At 54.0% G+C, this 17,694-nt stretch carries 16 protein-coding genes; 11 read left to right on the plus strand and 5 right to left on the minus strand.

Features of this window, described 5'->3' with window-relative positions; genetic code table 11:
- Positions 1-51 precede the first annotated feature (51 nt).
- The gene (locus EHV15_RS19170; protein WP_128632610.1) at positions 52-516 is read right to left on the minus strand and encodes a M67 family metallopeptidase; all 465 of its coding nucleotides are present in this window, start codon (positions 514-516) and stop codon (positions 52-54) included.
- Between the two features lie 142 nt (positions 517-658).
- On the opposite strand from EHV15_RS19170, the gene EHV15_RS19175 reads away from it, so the two are divergent.
- Positions 659-1,249, plus strand: a complete 591-nt coding sequence (locus EHV15_RS19175) for a TlpA family protein disulfide reductase (RefSeq protein WP_178075890.1) — start codon at positions 659-661, stop codon at positions 1,247-1,249.
- Positions 1,250-1,332: 83 nt separating this feature from the next.
- Here EHV15_RS19175 and cimA read toward each other — a convergent pair whose 3' ends face one another.
- Positions 1,333-2,952, minus strand: a complete 1,620-nt coding sequence (cimA, locus tag EHV15_RS19180) for a citramalate synthase (RefSeq protein WP_128632611.1) — start codon at positions 2,950-2,952, stop codon at positions 1,333-1,335.
- Positions 2,953-3,139: 187 nt separating this feature from the next.
- Between cimA and EHV15_RS19185 the strand changes: the two genes are divergently transcribed.
- The 4 genes from EHV15_RS19185 to EHV15_RS19200 all read left to right on the plus strand — a co-directional run bounded on the left by EHV15_RS19185 (position 3,140) and on the right by EHV15_RS19200 (position 7,640).
- Positions 3,140-4,447, plus strand: a complete 1,308-nt coding sequence (locus tag EHV15_RS19185) for a DNA polymerase IV (RefSeq protein WP_128632612.1) — start codon at positions 3,140-3,142, stop codon at positions 4,445-4,447.
- Positions 4,448-4,546: 99 nt separating this feature from the next.
- On the plus strand, positions 4,547-4,789 hold the full coding sequence (locus EHV15_RS19190; RefSeq protein WP_128632613.1) for a ferredoxin: 243 nt from the start codon (positions 4,547-4,549) through the stop codon (positions 4,787-4,789).
- A 419-nt stretch (positions 4,790-5,208) separates the two neighbouring features.
- Positions 5,209-5,949, plus strand: coding sequence for a Bax inhibitor-1/YccA family protein (locus EHV15_RS19195; protein WP_128632614.1), 741 nt, complete (start codon positions 5,209-5,211; stop codon positions 5,947-5,949).
- 239 nt (positions 5,950-6,188) lie between these two features.
- Positions 6,189-7,640: a L,D-transpeptidase family protein gene (locus EHV15_RS19200; protein WP_128632615.1), complete on the plus strand. Its 1,452-nt coding sequence runs from the start codon at positions 6,189-6,191 to the stop codon at positions 7,638-7,640.
- A gap of 7 nt (positions 7,641-7,647) precedes the next feature.
- On the opposite strand, the gene EHV15_RS36575 is transcribed toward EHV15_RS19200, so the two are convergent.
- Positions 7,648-7,785 carry a hypothetical protein gene (locus tag EHV15_RS36575; protein ID WP_178075892.1) on the minus strand — a complete coding sequence of 46 codons (138 nt, stop codon included), beginning with the start codon at positions 7,783-7,785 and terminating at the stop codon, positions 7,648-7,650.
- 442 nt (positions 7,786-8,227) lie between these two features.
- On the opposite strand from EHV15_RS36575, the gene EHV15_RS19205 reads away from it, so the two are divergent.
- The 6 genes from EHV15_RS19205 to EHV15_RS19230 all read left to right on the plus strand — a co-directional run bounded on the left by EHV15_RS19205 (position 8,228) and on the right by EHV15_RS19230 (position 14,722).
- Positions 8,228-9,322: a quinone-dependent dihydroorotate dehydrogenase gene (locus tag EHV15_RS19205; protein WP_178075893.1), complete on the plus strand. Its 1,095-nt coding sequence runs from the start codon at positions 8,228-8,230 to the stop codon at positions 9,320-9,322.
- Between the two features lie 33 nt (positions 9,323-9,355).
- The gene (gene yjbM / locus EHV15_RS19210; RefSeq protein ID WP_128632617.1) at positions 9,356-10,171 is read left to right on the plus strand and encodes a GTP diphosphokinase; all 816 of its coding nucleotides are present in this window, start codon (positions 9,356-9,358) and stop codon (positions 10,169-10,171) included.
- Entirely contained in the window at positions 10,161-10,652 is a 492-nt protein-coding gene (locus tag EHV15_RS19215) for a DUF309 domain-containing protein (protein ID WP_128632618.1), read from the plus strand. Before yjbM ends, EHV15_RS19215 begins: the two co-directional genes overlap by 11 nt.
- Positions 10,653-10,892: 240 nt before the next feature.
- The gene (locus tag EHV15_RS19220; protein ID WP_128632619.1) at positions 10,893-12,437 is read left to right on the plus strand and encodes an RsmB/NOP family class I SAM-dependent RNA methyltransferase; all 1,545 of its coding nucleotides are present in this window, start codon (positions 10,893-10,895) and stop codon (positions 12,435-12,437) included.
- A gap of 2 nt (positions 12,438-12,439) precedes the next feature.
- Entirely contained in the window at positions 12,440-13,195 is a 756-nt protein-coding gene (locus tag EHV15_RS19225; protein ID WP_128632620.1) for a pseudouridine synthase, read from the plus strand.
- 705 nt (positions 13,196-13,900) lie between these two features.
- Complete coding sequence (locus EHV15_RS19230; protein ID WP_128632621.1) at positions 13,901-14,722, plus strand: Cof-type HAD-IIB family hydrolase; 822 nt, start codon at positions 13,901-13,903, stop codon at positions 14,720-14,722.
- Between the two features lie 397 nt (positions 14,723-15,119).
- On the opposite strand, the gene EHV15_RS19235 is transcribed toward EHV15_RS19230, so the two are convergent.
- Both EHV15_RS19235 and EHV15_RS19240 read right to left on the minus strand, forming a co-directional pair.
- Positions 15,120-16,295, minus strand: a complete 1,176-nt coding sequence (locus tag EHV15_RS19235) for an IS256 family transposase (RefSeq protein WP_128630411.1) — start codon at positions 16,293-16,295, stop codon at positions 15,120-15,122.
- Positions 16,296-16,641: 346 nt separating this feature from the next.
- Positions 16,642-17,628: a GNAT family N-acetyltransferase gene (locus EHV15_RS19240; protein WP_128632622.1), complete on the minus strand. Its 987-nt coding sequence runs from the start codon at positions 17,626-17,628 to the stop codon at positions 16,642-16,644.
- Positions 17,629-17,694 lie beyond the last annotated feature (66 nt).

Raw genomic sequence — 17,694 nt, forward strand, 5'->3', positions numbered from 1 at the left:
GATGAAAATAAGGCCCTTTTTTACCGTTATTTCTACCGCTATGGGTTTAGACTAAACACGTTCCTGTCTTCCTACGGATACGCGTTGCAGGGCAAAGCGGCCGTCCGTTTCGCGCACAATAGAATATGCGTTTAAACTCCAGCCGTCCGGTTCGCCGGGCGGCTTATCGTTTTCCGCAGGCGAGCCGATGAAGTAGAGCCGGAGTTGGCCGGCGAAATGCTGCAGCTGTTTTAAATCCTCCGGCGACGGTACAGGCTTTGAAGTGGGGTGGGTGTGAAAAATACCGACCAATGCCGGATCAAAGCAACTGCGTACCCATTCGGCGGGGGCCAATTCGAACCTGTGCAGCGGGGCAGGCGACGTATTGGATACCGGGAGGAAGCTGGTGATGACCTTGACCGCGAATTCCGCCTTTGTCCCGAACAGAAGCCCGCAGCCTTCCTCGGGGTAGCAGTCCCGTCCATGTTCAAGCATTTGTCTGCGTATGTCTGCCGGTAAAATCCATTTACTTTCCATTCACTCTCCCCGCTTTCCATGTCCTGCCGCTTCAGGCTGTTTCGAATATTGTAACAAATCGCGAAAAAAGGGTACAATAGCGTAAAAAGAAGGCTATAAGGTGAACTGCTCAACTTAATATAGCCGGAAAAGGAAGAACAGGATGAAACGAAACCGATGGATATTGTCCGGGGTTCTGCTTGTGCTGCTGGTGCTGGTGCTGTTGGACCAGGGCACCCGGGAGGGCTGGCGGTCGGTCTTGGGATGGGCCGGTTCCGAGGCGGCCGCCGGGAAGGACGGGCAATCGCTCGCGGCCATGGCTGCGGAGGGAGCGCCGAAGCCGGGCACACCGTCTCCGTCTTTCTCGCTGACGGGGCTGGACGGAAAGCGGTATGACGTCGGCGGCAAACGGGATAAACCGCTGCTTCTCAACTTTTGGGCTTCCTGGTGCGATCCTTGCAAGGAAGAGGCGCCGGAGCTGGTCAAGCTTGCGGATAAATACAAGGATTCGCTTGACGTATACGGGGTAAACGTGACGTTTTACGACAAGCTGGACGATGCGAAAGCGTTTGTCCAAAACTACGGCTATACCTTCCCTGTTTTGCTGGATGAGAAAGAGAAAGTGTACAGCCAATTTAACGGCGTCGCTTTTCCCACCAATGTGCTGATCGACGAAAACGGCATCATTCAGGACGTCATCCTTGGCGTCATTTCTCCGGAAGAGCTGGAGGCGAAAATTAAAAAGCTGCTGTAAAGCAGGAAATGGCCGGCAAAAAAAGCGCGGGCAGCAGGAAAAGTCTCCTGCTCCCCGCGCTTTACTTTTGGTCAAACGGCGGATTATTGATTCACCAAACCCGTGCCGGCATACGGGATTTCTTCGTAGTCCTCGCGTTTTGTCAGCCCTAGCAGAGCATACCGGATACCGTCGACCAGCGCTTCCCAGCTCGCTTCGATCACGTTGCTAGATACGCCGACGGTGTTCCAGGAGTTGGTGAAATCCTTGGATTCGATCAGTACGCGCACCTTGGAGGCGGTGGCGTCTTTGTCGTCGAGTACGCGGACTTTGTAGTCCGACAAATGCATATCCTTCAAACCCGGATAATACGAAATCAGCGCTTTGCGCAGCGCGTTGTCGAGCGCGTTGACCGGACCGTTGCCTTCGGCGGCCGTATATACGCTCGCGCCGTCGATGTTCAGCTTGACGAAAGCTTCGGACACAACCGGTCTGTCGGCCGTTTTTTCCACCAGCATCTTAAAAGATTCGAACACGAACAGTTCCTTGAGTTCGCCATTCGCCTGACGGAGCAGCAGTTCGAGGGAGGCGTCGGCCCCTTCGAATTGATAGCCCTGGTGCTCCAGGTCCTTGATTTTGCTGATTACCGCCCGCGTGTTCTCGTTTTCCGGATCAAAATCGATGCCCAGTTCCTGCGCCTTGGACACGATGTTGCTTTGGCCGGCAAGCTCGGAGACGAGCACGCGCTGGCGGTTGCCGACCATCTCCGGGGCGATGTGCTCGTATGTCCGGGAATCGCGAAGGATCGCCGATACGTGGATGCCGCCCTTATGCGCAAATGCGGCCGTGCCGACGTAAGGCTGATTCACCGGCATATGCACATTGGCGATTTCGCTGATGTAGCGCGCCGTATTGGTCAGCTGCTTAAGCTGCTCCGGTTCGAGAACCTGGTAGCCCAGCTTGAGCTGCAGATTCGGGATGATCGAACATAAATTGGCGTTGCCGCAGCGTTCGCCATATCCGTTCATCGTCCCCTGAATTTGCGTCGCCCCCGCCCGCACCGCGCTAAGGGAATTGGCCACCGCCAGCTCGCAGTCGTTATGGGTATGAATGCCGAGTTGGGAGCCGGTGATCGTACCGGCCAGCACGCTGACGATATCGTGTACTTCATGCGGCATCGTTCCGCCGTTCGTATCGCACATGACCAGCCAGTCGGCCCCGGCTTCCTCCGCTTTGCGCATGACGGACAAGGCGTATTCCGGGTTCTTTTTGTAGCCGTCAAAAAAATGCTCGGCGTCGAAAATAACCTCCAGCCCTTGCCGTTTCAAATACGCGATGGAATCGTAGATCATCGCTAAGTTTTCCTCCAGCGAAGTTTGCAGCGCCGTATGAACGTGAAAATCCCAAGATTTGCCCACCAGCGTTGCCGCCTGCACGCCTGACTCGATCATGCGCTTCAAATTGGCATCATGTTCGGCCAAGCTGTCCTTCCGGCGCGTGCTGCCAAAAGCCGTGATTTTCGCCTGAAGCCCCAGTTCCTTGACCCGCTTGAAAAATTCGATGTCTTTGCCGTTGCTGCCCGGAATGCCACCTTCAATATAATGGACACCCAGCTGATCCAGCTTCTTGGCAATCTTCAACTTGTCGTCCGCCGACAGGCTGATGCCCTCGCTTTGAGTGCCGTCGCGCAAGGTGGTGTCGAAGATGGATAAAGCCTTTGACATGATGGAAGTGTCCCCCTTTGGTTGTCCTGAAAATACAAGCACCGAGTGTATTAATTTCTAATTATAGCATCTGTTTTTTTAAATGTAACACGCTTTTTGCGAAATTGCATGGTCCAATATTGACCGTTATTCCTTGGAAAGGTATGCTGAGGGGTAGAATAACAAATGATAAATGAGGGGAAGCAACGTGAAAAATGCCGCTGATTATTATCCCGCCAAGGGCAGGGTCATTCTTCATGTCGATATGAACGCCTTCTACTGTTCGGTGCATGAGGCGGAGGAACCGGAGAAATACCGGAACCGTCCCACGGCCGTGGCCGGCAGCGTCGAGCTGCGCAAAGGCGTCATCGTCACCTGCTCCTACACGGCGCGGAAAAGGGGGATATCCACCGGAATGACGGTCAGCCAGGGGCTAAAAAAATGTCCCGAGCTGCTCGTTATCCAGCCGGATTTTCATTTGTACCGCAAATATTCCCGGGCGTTCATGGACATCGCTTACGAATACACGCCTTTGCTGCAGGCGATGTCGATTGACGAATGTTACCTGGATATTACCGGTTCCAAACAGTTCGGCACGCCGCTGGAAATCGCGGCCCAAATCCAGCAGCGGATTAAAGATGAACTGGGCCTTCCGTGCAGCATCGGCGTTGCTCCCAACAAGCTGCTGGCGAAAATGGGCTCCGACATGAAGAAGCCAAACGGCATCACGGTGCTTAGAATCCGCGACGTTCCCCGCCTATTGTGGGACAAACCTTGCAACGAGCTGTTCGGCATCGGCCGTAAAACGGCGGAAAAGCTGAAGAAGATGCGGATCTACACGATCGGCCAGCTGGCTGCGGCCGATGAAAACAAGCTGATCGACCGCTTCGGCGTGGCCGGAGCCTGGATGAAGCGGGCGGCGAACGGCATCGACGATTCCCCGGTGACCGACGAACGCGAGAAAAACAAATCGATCGGCCATACGACGACGCTGCCGGCGGACATCAGCCGGATGGAGGATGTGCAGCGGGTTATGCTGAATTTGGCCGACCAGGTCGCCCGCAGATTGCGGCGGCAGCAGTTGATGGCGCAAACGGTGCAAATCACGATCCGCACGCCGGATATGAAGACGATTACCCGTTCGCAAAGCCTTGAGACGGTGACGGAGCAGGCGGAGGAAATTTACCGCGAAGCCTGCGAGCTGTACCGGCGCCACTGGAGTGAAGATAAGCCGGTGCGTCTGCTTGGCATCACGCTGCAGAATCTGGTGCCCAAAGAGGAGGCTGCGCTGCAGCTTGATCTGTTCGACTACGAGGAGCAGCCGAAAAAGGAGTCGCTCACACGGGTGATGGACATGCTGCGCGACAAATTCGGGGAAAACGCCGTTTTGACGGCGGGCATGCTGACCGACGACCCTTCGGCGCTGATTCGCGACCACAAAATTCGCGGCACCTCGCTGCAGACCGATTTTCTCCGGGAACAAAAGGGAAATTATCCTGATTCTCGATTGGAATAATACGGAAAATGAATTGAAATTGCTTTCTATTTATATTATAGTGGACATGGTGATATAAACCACCGGACTTGTACCGTTTATTCAGGAGGCAGATTAAAGATGGCAAAATATACTTGGGTTGAAAAGGACACTTGCATTGCATGCGGCGCATGCGGCGCCACTGCACCGGATATTTATGACTACGACGATGAAGGTTTGGCGGAAGTTATCTATGGTGAGGACAAGAACCGCGGCGTGACGGAAATTCCGGAAGATTTATTCGATGATCTTCAAGATGCTTGCGACGGCTGCCCGACCGACTCCATCAAAGTAGCGGATGAGCCGTTCAATAAAGAAGGCTAATTTCCGAAAGCGAGTTAAATGCAGGGGACCTCACCGCAGCGGTGGGGTTTGTTTTTTTTGAAGAGAAAGTTTGATGAGACAATTTATACGGGTCAACTGCAAAAGTGCATTCCATATTCTAGGGATCACCAATTATGGAGCGTCTGAAAAGCAAAAGTACATTTGATTATGAGCGTTTTGATAAAAAAGAGTCTTTTGACCGGAAATGAACTGTAGTTTTGCATTTGAACCACCCTTTTCGAGGAATTTCGACGAAAATCGCATGCACTTTTGCATTTCGTGGATTTCGTGCATTTCGTGGGAACTTCGCGGGAAATAGGCAGGCTGGATCGCGCCAAATGGAAACGGCAATATGTTCTAGTATAGTTGGAATATTTTATGATATCATAGTAACAAATTGATAAATGAGGTGTTGTTTTTTGATCGGACGCAGTGGTAACCCAACTTTAAGAAGCGATACGTTTGACAGGCCGGATTCTTTCTCCGGAATGAACGCGATGACCGTCGAGGGGACGGTAAACAAATCGTTTATCACTTTGGTCATCCTCCTCGGTAGCGCGTTCAGCGCATGGATGCTGTATTTCGACGGGATGAATGTCATTCCGATGGCGATCGGGGGAGCGATTGTCGGATTGATCCTGGCGCTGATCGTCAGCTTTGTGCCAAGAACGGCGCCGTATCTGGTTCCGGTTTACGCCATTGCCGAAGGGATATTCCTGGGGGCCCTTTCAGCCACTTATGAAAGCCTATACCATGGAATCACGCTGCAGGCGACTCTTCTGACCATGGGCGTGTTTGTAGCTTTGCTTATCGCCTACAAGACCCGGCTAATCAGAGCGACGGAGAAGTTCAAACTTGGGGTCATCGCCGCGACCGGGGGCGTGGCTCTCGTCTATTTGCTCAGCTTTATTCTCGGACTGTTCGGAATTCAGGTGCCGTATCTCCATAGCAACGACTGGATTGGCATCGGCGTCTCGATCGTGATCGTCATCATCGCCGCCCTGAACCTGGTGTTGGATTTCGATTTTATCGAAGAGGGAGCGCACCGGGGAGCTCCGAAATTCATGGAATGGTATGGGGCGTTCGGCTTGATGGTTACGCTGGTATGGCTGTACCTGGAGATCCTTCGCCTGCTGGCGAAATTGGCGAGCCGGGATTAAGAATTTTAATCAAGCGGCTATACATGCTGGCAACTTATATAGTTCTAAAGCGCGGAAAAGCAGGGCTTCTTGCTAACCGCGCTTTTTGCTTTTTCCGAAATGTCCCGGGAAATGATGAATCGATGTAGGTACTAAGTCGCAAAATGCGCTTTTATCACAGGTTCGGGTTAGAAACGCCATCCGTTTTGCCGATATAGTAATAGTTAAGTCATATCTTTTCCGTTTAATGGAGGAAACGTATGGGGGATTCAGCCTACCTCAAAAAATTTGTGGAAGACCACCCGAAAAATAAAATGGCCTGGTATTTGCTGGGCAAGGAATATGAAGCGAGCGGCCAGACGGGAAAGGCACGGTACTGTTATATTCAGGCGGACGGCGTCTATGAAGCTTTCGAAGCGAGCAAAATTCCGGAGGATTTATGGATGGGCTACAAAGCCGATTTGCTGCAGGAGACGAAGCGGCGGGAAAAGCGCGGCCGCTTTCTGCGCAAGTTGGGCATCGCTTTGCTGATCGCCCTGCTGATTGGGCTTCCCTCGGCATATGCGCCCGGGGGGGAGATGGCAGAACCGGCTACGGCCGGTACTCAGGACGAACCGGGAGCGGAAACGCCCCCTGCTGTGCCCGATGCCAAGCCGGCCAAGCCGCCGGGTGAGAATCCGGCGAAGGGGGATGCCGCGAACGCCGTCAAAGGCCCGGTATTTACGGCGCAAGGTTACGCCTTCGGTAAGCCGCAGGCCGGGGCCGAAGCGCTCGGCGGGCTGATCGATTTGCAGCGCCGCACCGGCGCGCCGATTCTAAATGCCGCGGTGCTGGGCATGGAGCGGAAAGGCGATTATTTGCTCTGGACGGACGACATGCCGGTCGTTTATGAACTGGAGCAAAGTCCGAATCAAGGAATGACGAAGATCCAATCCTATGACGCGGAAGCATGCCGCTGCACCCCGCCGGACGCTTCCGGCTTGCAGGCGGCGGCTGAGCGATGGATTCCGTACCAGGAGTCGCTGGGCGTGCTTGCTTCGGCGATGCAGAGATATCAAGAGGGTACGGGGGGATGGCCATCCAGTCTGGACGATTTGACTGGCCCTTTTCCGGACAATTGGCTTGCCGGCAGCGATCCTGTCATGGTCAAGGCTTTTGGGCCGCTGCTGAAGAAGCTGCAAAACGCCGGTTCCGGTGCGGCGGGTCAGCAGAGCGCGGAATCGGACGCGTCAAGGGAAGGTCTTGCCCCGGAAGAACAGCCGTACTTCACCGAGCCGTTTGAGATTATCGTGGATACGAAAGCGCATGTGCTGGCCGTCGTCAGCGGAGACAAGCTGATCCGCAGCTACCCCGTCGGATTGGGCGGCGACAGGACGCCGGAAGGCTCCTTCGTCATTTCGGACAAAGTGATCAACCCGAACGGAAAAGACAACGGTGAGTTCGGCAGCCGCGGCATGCAGCTGTCGGATACGAACTACGCGATTCACGGGACGAACGATCCGGACAGCATCGGCAAAGACGAATCGCTGGGCTGCATCCGCATGGGGAAAAAAGACGTGGAAGAGCTGTTCGATCTCGCTCCGAAAGGAACGAAGGTGACGATAGGAAAGGGGATTTTGCCCGCTTTGGAAAGCGTCCCGAAAGAAAGATTCAAGCTTGGACACCGCCAGAATCAGACCAATCCCCATCGGGTATATCACTGGCTTAACTAAAAAGACTTTAAGTTTGCGTCAAAATCAAGAGGACGGTAGTTGCCACAATAAGCGCCGCGGCGATGGAAATCGACCAGATGAGCGCTTTCTTGTTGACTTCGTCCTTTTTTTGCTGGAGTGTGGGTGGTACACGTTTGGTAGACACAGCTACATCCCTCCCTTTTAGAGGTTGTTCAAAAAGTCAACTTTTGATCACGAAGCAAGAACATGGAGCGTATTCGGCATCGAATCTTGAATTCAGCCGGGCCAAGCATATGCTTACGAAGCATGTTTCCTGCGGAAACATTTCAGTTACTCACGTACCCAAAACGTACGCTCCGCTCCTTTCGTCCCTAGCTTCATCCGACCTAGAGCGTTTTGAAAAAACGCACTTCGGAAGCATACGCTTCGGTGCTGAAAACCTGACTTTTTGAACTCACACTTTTACAACTGCTATATTCCTATTGTAATGGCTTTCATTTTAAAATTCCATCACTTTGTAGCGGTTTTCACATGGCGCGAGGTTAAACTTTTCTTTTCGGCCGGAAACGGCTAAACTGTTTATAGAAAAAATGCACAGGAAACAGCGATCGGAGTGGACAAATAACGTGTTGTATCGGCTTTTGGGGAAACCCGTTTTTTTCCGGATGGATCCGGAAAATGCCCATCATCTAGTCATTAACAGTTTGCATAATGCGGCAAAAATACCGGGGGCCCTCACCCTCATGCGCGGTATGTACGGCGTTCCGGAAGTACCGGAACTGGCAACGGATTTATTCGGAATTCATTTTCCTTCCCCGGTGGGACTCGCCGCCGGACTCGACAAAAACGCGGATGCGGTGGAGGGTTTTTCGGCCATCGGCTTCGGCTTTATGGAAGTGGGAACGGTGACGCCGGTCGGGCAACCGGGCAACGACAGGCCGCGGCTGTTCAGACTTCCTCCGGAGGAAGCGCTCATCAACCGGATGGGCTTTAACAATCACGGCACGGAGGAGATGACGGCAAGGCTGCGGGCGTTGAAGCAGCGGCCGATTCCCGTTGCCGTGAACATCGGGAAGAACAAAACGACGCCCAATGAAGAGGCGTTTCGCGATTATGAAAAATGCATTTCGGCGCTGTACCCGTATGCGGACTTTTTTGTCGTGAACATCAGCTCGCCAAACACGCCGGACTTGCGTAATCTGCAGCATGGCGACGAGCTGTCCGCGCTGCTGCAGGCGGTGACGAACCAGATGGCGGCGGAGGCAAGGAAGCATGGCGCGAGCAAAGCCGTGCTGGTTAAAATTGCGCCTGACGTAAGCGACCTGGAGCTGGAGTTTATGATCGATACGATCGAGAAGAGTGGTGTTTCCGGCTTGATCGCCACGAATACGACCGTTTCCAGAGAAGGGATTCACCATAAGAACGCCAAGGAGACCGGCGGGCTTAGCGGCAAGCCGCTGGCCGCCAGATCGACGGAAATCGTCTCCCGCGTTTATCGCCAGACGGGCGGCAAACTGCCGATTATCGGTTCGGGCGGGATTTTTTCCGTTGCCGACGCCTATGACAAAATACGTGCGGGCGCCAGCCTGGTGGAAATTTATACCGCGCTGATTTATGAGGGGCCGGAGATCAACCGGAAGCTGCATCGCGGCTTGAGGGAGCTGCTTGCGCGCGACGGGTTTAACCATATTTCCGAGGCGGTGGGGGCCGACCACCGATAGAAAACCGGGTTACAGAAGACAGGAGGCATAGGGATGGACAGTAGAGATTGGGGAACATTTTTGCTTCCATATGATCAAGCTGTTGAGGAGTTAAAAGTGAAATTCAAAACGATGCGGTCCGAACTAAAAAAACGCGAGGAATATGCGCCGATTGAATTCGTGACCGGACGGGTCAAAAAAATTTCCAGCATTTTAGAAAAAGCCAAACGGCTTAATGTGTCCATGGACGATCTGGAGACGGGCATTGAGGATATCGCCGGCATCCGCATCATGTGCCAGTTCGTGGAGGATATCCGGCGGGTGGCCGAATATATCCGCATGCGCAAAGACCTGAAGGTGCTGTACGAGAAGGACTACATCACGAACTACAAGGAAAGCGGGTACCGCAGCTTCCATATGATCGTCGAATACCCGGTGCAAACCGCGCTTGGGCAAAAAAACGTGCTCGCCGAAATCCAGATTCGCACGCTGGCGATGAACTTTTGGGCGACGATTGAGCACTCGCTGAACTACAAATACCGCGAAAGCCTGCCGGAGGAAATGCGCGCCCGGCTGAAGAAAGCGGCCGAAGCCGCCTTTGTGCTGGACAACGAAATGTCGAGCATCCGCCAGGAAATCCTGTTGGCGCAAAAAAGCTTTGAGGACGACTCCAATATCGTGTCGTCGCTGCTTGCGGCCATTCATCAGCTATATTTCTATCATCTTGTCTCCGAAGCGATCGACGCGCAGCACCGGTTTAACGAGCTTTGGGAAGCGAAGGACTTCGAGGGCATCAAGGATCTGCTGACCGAGGTCAAAGATTTGATCAAGCAGCACAAAAAAGTGGAGGAGCCCGGCGATGAGCTATGAGCCGCTGTACGTGGCGTATCTGGTTTATTTTAACCGGGACCGCGATTACTTTGAGTGCCATGAGGTGCTCGAGGAGCTTTGGCTGGAGCGGAATTACGATCCGCTGTACAAAGGGCTGCTGCAGGTAGCCGTCGGGCTGTTCCATGCGCGGAGCGGCAACGTTTCGGGCAGCCGGAAAATGCTGCTGTCGGCGCTGGAGCGGCTCACGCCGTATCCGGAAGAGGCGCTGGGGATCGGCCTCGGCAAGCTGCGCCGGGAGGCGGCGGCTTATGCGGAAGCTTTGGAGCCACGTCAAGTCCATTCTTTTGTGTATTATGATTTAACGATTGACATTGTCGATCCAGTGCTGCGTGACGCCGTGGAGCAAGCGGCGGGGGCGATCGCGCCGAACATCCCGCAGCGGCGCAAGCCGCAGCGAGGCGATAAACATGAGGAACGCCGGCTGAAGCTGGAGCAAAGACAACGGGAATTAAACGGCTGATTTATAGGCCCGCCTCCTTTGTTTAATCGGGGCGGGCTTAAACATAGAGGAGCCTCGGCATCCTAATATCGTATCGGGGACAAAAGCTAACCTAGCGCAACGTTCTGATGGGAAAAATCCAAATGGCGGTCATGATCCGTCAATCGATTGGATTTTTCCAATGTGAGGTTATGGTAGGGGAACCTGTGGTACAATAGCGTTGTTTTTCAACATGAGTTTTTGAAGAATGGATGGTACGAGATGACGGTGCAACTACCGAGCGTTTTTCTGGATAGAATGCAGGAGCTGCTTGGGGATGAGTTTGAGGTATTCCTGTCCTCCTATGACGATCCTAAGCATGCGGGAATCCGCGTCAATACGCTAAAAATCAATCTGGACTCGTTCCTGAAGCTGTCGCCGTTTGCGCTGCGTCCGATTCCGTGGTGCAAGGCGGGTTTTTATGTGGATGAACGGGTCAAGCCCGGCAAACACCCCTATTACCATGCCGGCTTGTATTACATACAGGAGCCGAGCGCGATGGCGCCGGCGGAGCTGCTGAACGTATCCGAAGGGGACCGGGTGCTCGATTTGTGCGCGGCTCCGGGCGGAAAGTCGACGCAAATCGCGGCCCTTCTGAACGGCACAGGCACGCTCGTCACCAACGATATTCATGCGGAGCGGACGAAAGCCTTGGCCAAAAACATCGAGCTCTACGGCGTGCGGAACGCGGTGGTGCTGAACGAATCGCCGGAGCGGATCGCCCGGGCTTTTCCGCATTATTTTGACAAAATCCTGATCGACGCTCCTTGTTCGGGCGAAGGCATGTTCCGTAAGGACGAGGACATGGCCCGGCAGTGGGAACGGCATTCGATCGAGAAATGTACGGTCATGCAGCGGGATATTTTGAACACGGCGGCGGCGATGCTGGCGCCCGGCGGCAGGATCGTTTACTCCACCTGCACGTTTGCGCCGGAAGAGAACGAGGCGATGATCGCGGAATTTTTGCTGGGGAACCCGGACTTCGAGGTTGTGCCCGTGCCGCGGGACACCGGTATTTCCCCGGGCCGGCCGGAATGGCTGGATTGGCTAAGCGGCAAAAACGGGGGCATTAAGGCTTCGGTCCCTGAGGAAATCAAAGCGCAAATCGCCGGCTGCGGCAGACTATGGCCCCATCAAGTGGAAGGCGAAGGGCATTTTGTCGCGGTATTGGAGCAAAAAAGCGAACAAGCTGGCTTGCCGGCCCATTCGGCGGGACCTGAACTCATAGCTTCGGAGCGTGATGGAAGGTTGCGCGACAGAGCGGCAGCTCGCCCTTCGCAGCGTTCCCGGCAGGCGGCCGGCGCGGACAAAAAAGGTCCTGGCGAACGGGAGACGCTGGACAGCTGGCGCGCTTTTGCCGTTGAGCATTTGCGGGCCGAGCTGTCTGGGACGCCGCTGACGTTTGGCGGGAACGTATACCTTTCCCCGGTCGCCAAAGAACAGCTGGACGGGCTAAAGGTTGTACGCCCGGGCTGGTATGTCGGCACGGTCAAAAACGGCAGGTTTACGCCAGGGCATCCGCTGGCTACGGCGCTGGCACCTTCCGAGGCGGCCAGAACGCTCGATTTGTCCGTCGACGACGGGGAGGCCGTCCGTTATTTGAAAGGGGAAACGCTGGAAATCGAACCCTCGCGAGTTCATACCCGTGATGGGGTTAACCCGAAAGGTTATGTGCTCGTCACGGTGGACGGTTATTCCCTCGGTTGGGGCAAATGGCAAAACGGCCTGCTCAAAAACGAGTATCCGGCCGGCTGGAGGTGGACATAACGATGAGCCCAGGCAAAAAAACACAAAGACTTGACAAAATCCTGGGTCATCTCGGATACGGCTCGCGAGCCGAAATTAAAAAGCTCGTGAAGCAAGGCCGGGTGACCCGAAACGGTACTGTCGTCAAAGATAGCGGAGCGCAATGCGACCCCTACGGGGACGTCATCGAGCTGGATGGAGAACGAATCGTATACCGTGAGTTCGTTTATCTGATGCTGCATAAGCCGCCCGGCGTCATTTCCGCCACCGAGGACCTCCGGCAAAAGACCGTGCTCGACTTGCTGCCGGACGAATTTCGCGCCTTCGACCCGTTTCCCGTCGGCCGTTTGGACAAAGATACCGAAGGCCTGCTGCTGCTCACCAACGACGGCCAGCTGGCCCATGACCTGCTGTCCCCGCGCAAGCACGTCCCCAAAACGTACGAGGCCATCGTCGACGGCCACGTTGGGGACAATGAAGCCCAGCGCTTTAAACAAGGCGTCGAGCTCGACGACGGCTACGTCACCCTGCCCGCCGAGCTTGACATCCTTGAGCGAAACACACTCGCCGACGGCACCCTGACTTCGCGCATACGGCTCACCATTTCCGAAGGCAAGTTCCACCAGGTGAAGCGAATGTTCGAAGCCGTCGGCTCCAAAGTAAACTATTTAAAGCGCATTTCCATGGGCCCGCTCGCCCTCGACGAATCGCTCCCCATGGGCGCCTTCCGCGAGTTGACCGTAGCCGAACTGGCCGCTTTAAAAGCATATAAAAAGTAGCTAACGCTTTGCACCGAAGTAGAGCGAATCCCGAAGGGAGAGCGGCTGTAAGCACGAAAGAACTGGGTAACACACCACAAGTAGCATAAACAAGCCAGAGCTTTGCGCCGAAGTAGAGCGAATCCCGAAGGGAGAGCGGGTGCAAGCACGAAGGAACCGGGGAGCACGCCCCAAGTAGCACAAACAAGCTAGAGCTTTGCGCCGAAATAGAGCGAATCCCGAAGGGAGAGCGGCTCCAAGCACGAAGGAACTGGGCAGCGCGCCCTAAGTAGCACAAACAAGCCAGAGCTTTGCGCCGAAGTAGAGCGAATCCCGAAGGGAGAGCGGATGCAAGCACAAATGTTGCAGTAAAAACAGCCTACTTAGCAGTCCCCCACCCCTCGCAGGAGCGCCAAAAGCAGAGCGTGCCCGAAGGGCGACAAGCGGCTGCTTCCCCATAGTCACCCGGGTGCGTGCGAAAGCAGCAGTGCCTGCAGCGTGTTTCCAGGTAACCCGGGAGCACCCCAAGTAAGACGTACCCGAAGGGGGAAAAGCGTTCCACGCACGAAGCTGGGCGCATTCCCGCAGGGAACAGCCGCAGGAGCGCCTCTGTAGCTCCCACGTTCCTCCCCTTTGCGGGTATCCAAAGGGCAGCAGGCCCTTGGGGCCCTCCCTTACGGTAAGGGAGGGTTTGGGAGGGATGAGAAATATAAAGGAGAGACAATTATGAAATACAAGCTAATCGCTTTGGATGTAGACGGAACTTTGCTGAACGATGACCACGAATTGACGCCTGGCACGATGGAAACGATTCGGGCCATTGCGGATCAAGGCGCGGAATTCGTGCTGTGCACCGGACGGGCTCCGATCAGTTCGCTCCCTTTTATGCACCGGATCGGTCTGGAGGGGTATGTCATTACACATAACGGCGCAGTCACGGTTGACGTGCGGACGGAGGAAGCCGTCCATGAGTTTGCGCTTGACCGGCAAGTGCTGGAGCCATATATGGAGTATTGCCGCAAGCATAAAGTGCATTTCGACATTAATACAACGTTTACCGTATACGTGGAGGGAGCATCCCGCTTGAGCCAGGAAGTGCTGGATATCTACAGCAAATTTTTTGTAGTGCCGCAGGACCTTCCGGCTTGGGCCGATCTGCGCGAGCCAATCGTCAAATTAACCGTTTCGGGGGAAATAGAGCAGCTCGACCGCGTGTTTGCCGAATGGAGCGAATGGCGGCAGGAGTTGAACATGCTGCGCAGCGGCGATTTTTTCATCGATTTGATGCATAAGGATGCTTCTAAAGGCGCTGCGCTGCAAAAGTTGGCGGAAAAGCGGGGTATTCCGGCGGAAAACGTCATGGCCATCGGCAATTATTATAACGATTTAACGATGCTTACTTTCGCTGGGCTTGGCGTGGCCATGGACAATTCCCCGCAGGAAGTCAAAGCCGCGGCCGATGCCGTAACGGAGTCCAACAACGAAGAAGGCGTTAAACTGGCGCTGGAAAAATATTGTTTGGGAATTACCCGGGAAATGGGCGAATAGCGACTAGTAGACGATTCTGGAAATAACGCTAGCATGATGGCAAGTGAAGACTTGAGAAAACGGCAAAATTAGTCTATTAAAGGATCTCGGGTGACAACATAAAGGAAAAAAAGGGCGCTATTTCAGCGATACCCCCCATGTTGCGTGCAATAGAGGAATTTTATGGCGCTATTTTCACGATTTAGTGGCAAAAGGCCGCCTTTCGGTAGCGTCAAGAGTTTTGTGTAATTATCTTTTAGGGTTCGAAGTAGGGTATCCATTGGGACAATGGATATCATTGGTTTTCAAGCTTCAGGGGGGATCCCCCCTGAAAAATTTCCTTTTCATTTCCAGTTGTCAAAGTGTCCTTGTTATCTATGCTTTGTGTGCCACACCTGGCTAACGCGACTGCATCGGCTCAGGCCTGGGGATATTTTTCGTCAAACATTTTTTTGAGCGCTTGCTGGGTTTTTGCATCCGCGAATCCACGCAACACCCGGCTGCTCCAGCGTTCGTTATAGGAGAGGGCCTCTAGATAAATAATTTTCTCCGCTGCATCCATGTTCGTCAAACTGTTCATGGGCCGCAGCCGCTTGCGGATTTCCTTGTTTGTTCGCTCGATGGGGTTCGAGGTGTAAATGGCATAGTGGATCATCGTTGGGAAATCGTAAAAGCGAAGGAGGACCGGTAACTCGTTCTCCCACGACGCGAGCTCCTTCGGATAGATCTTGCCCCACTTGGCTTGCACGAGGTCGAAATTGGCCATGGCGACATCGCGATCCATGGCACTGTAAATCGTCTTCATGTCCGTCACGAAATCCGCTTTGTCCTTATCGCGGATTTTCGGTAGCGTATTGCGCATTTTATGAGTGACGCAACGCTGGACGCCGGCCTGCGGATACGTTTCCCGGAAGGCCTCCTCCAGTCCCGCTAAGCCATCGAATACGCCCAGCAGCACCTCGTGCACGCCACGTTTGTAGAGGTCTCGCAGGACATCCCTCCACCCGTTGGCGCTTTCTTTGCCGCCAAGGCTGAAGCTAAGGATCTCACGGTGTCCGGCCTCATCGACACCCATGGCAATATAAATGACTTCGCTGGCGACGGACTGACGCTTGAGCTTCACGTACATCCCGTCCAGATAGATGACCGCATAACGCTTGGCCAGCGGTCGAGCCTGCCAGGCCGCAACGTCTTCCAGCACCGTGCTCGTGATGTTGCTCACGGTCGTTGGCGAGTACTGGGCGCCAAACATTTTTTCAATGAAGGCGGCGATGTCTCTTGTGCTCATCCCGCCCTTGTACATGTGAATGACCGTGTCCTCTAGCCAAGCTTCCCGCCGCTGGTAGGGCGCGAACAGTTCCGTCTGAAAGTCGCCTTGGCGATCCCGCGGCACTTGCAGATCCGGAATCACCCCGTGTCGGGTTTCCCAGTTCCTGCTGTAATATCCGTTGCGGCTGTTTGCCACTTCCGGGTGCTCTACTTGTAAGTAATTTTTAATTTCCTCCTTTAAAAGAGTTTCAATTTTTTCTTTTAGAAAACTTTGCATTGTATTTTCGAGTTGTTCTGTGAACGAGTTTTGTTGTATAGTTGTCATTGAGTAGGGTTCCTCCTTGGTGACTTCGCAATCCCAAGCATACCCTACTTTTTTGTCGTTTGATAGACTAACCTGTCCTTACACAACTTATTTTACGCCATCCGCCTTTCGACGTGTTCATCGAAAAATAAGACCCAAAAGTTCCCCTATGGTGATGAATAGGCTCAAATTCGGAAAATAAGACCCTAAAGTTCCGCTATTTTATGGGGACGATACTGAGCACATGACTAAAATATAGAACAAAGCGATCCATGGCCCCTGTATGGCCCCTGTCCGCAGATAAGCCATATTATTTCCGGATCAATCTACTAGCTGCGACATAGCTTCAAAATTGCAGGCCAAGCTCTCACTGTAGCTCGCACACCATCTTGTAAGTTCCCGGCTCCGCCCGGAAACCGATCAGGTCGCGATTTATGTGCAGCATCGGACCGTTCATGGAGTCGTTGTGCGTTTTTAAATAGGGAACTCCGCAGGCGCATGCCGTTTGGATGCCAAGCATCTTGAGGGCAAGTGCAATCCGGCGTCCGCGGTATTCCCGAAGCACGCCGGTATACTCATGATACATCGCCTGCGTCTGTTCGTTCTGCTGCAGCGTAACGACACCCACGTAACGGTCGCCGTCCTTGGCGATAAGAATCCACTCCGGGCGTACGCCGGGCTGCTCGATGCTCCATTTTTTCCATTCCTCAAACCAGGGAAAGTCGCCGGAGAATCCGGGAATGTCAGGATGCGTGTCCTTATACAGCTCATATAGTTTTCTCTCGCTTGCTTCTCCCGGCTCCTCCGCCAGTGTAACAAAACGGAGCCCGGTTTGCTCCGCTGCCTTGATCGATTCGAACAGCTTATCGTCGTTAAACGCCGACAGGTCCAGGACGGATTCAAAGGTATGCCGTTCCCTGATGTAGCCGCGCCGTTCCGCAAAAGCAATTCCTTCCTGATCGTTTTCCCGAATAAAGCTGATCAGGCGGGAGGCCTTGACTTCAACGGACCACCGCAGAAGCGTATCGTACAAAGCTTGGCCAACTCCGTTTCCACGTAATTCCGGGTGCACAACAACGGTATGGAGCAAAGTCCCCGGGTCCGACCAAGGAGCCCGCCACGCATGTGCATAACCGATGATGAGTCCGTCTTCGTTTTCAGCCACCCATTTTGGGCGATCCCAGCCCATCAGCTCGCCTTCTTCGTTGTAATGCAGCTTCCCCGGGGGGATTTTGTCTTCTTCTTCCTTCAGCAGTTCTGCCGTCGTTGGCTCGGACCAAATGAAATTCAGCAGCGGCGCTACCTGCGAAAAATCGTAAGGCCGCTCCATTTTGCGAATCGTAAACTTCGGCAAATGATCTGCCTCCTCATAGTTTTCATGAGTGCTTCTACCACATTATCCCATATGCAGCTGTCCGGT

Source organism: Paenibacillus oralis, assembly GCF_003863965.1.
GTDB lineage: Bacteria > Bacillota > Bacilli > Paenibacillales > Paenibacillaceae > Fontibacillus > Fontibacillus oralis.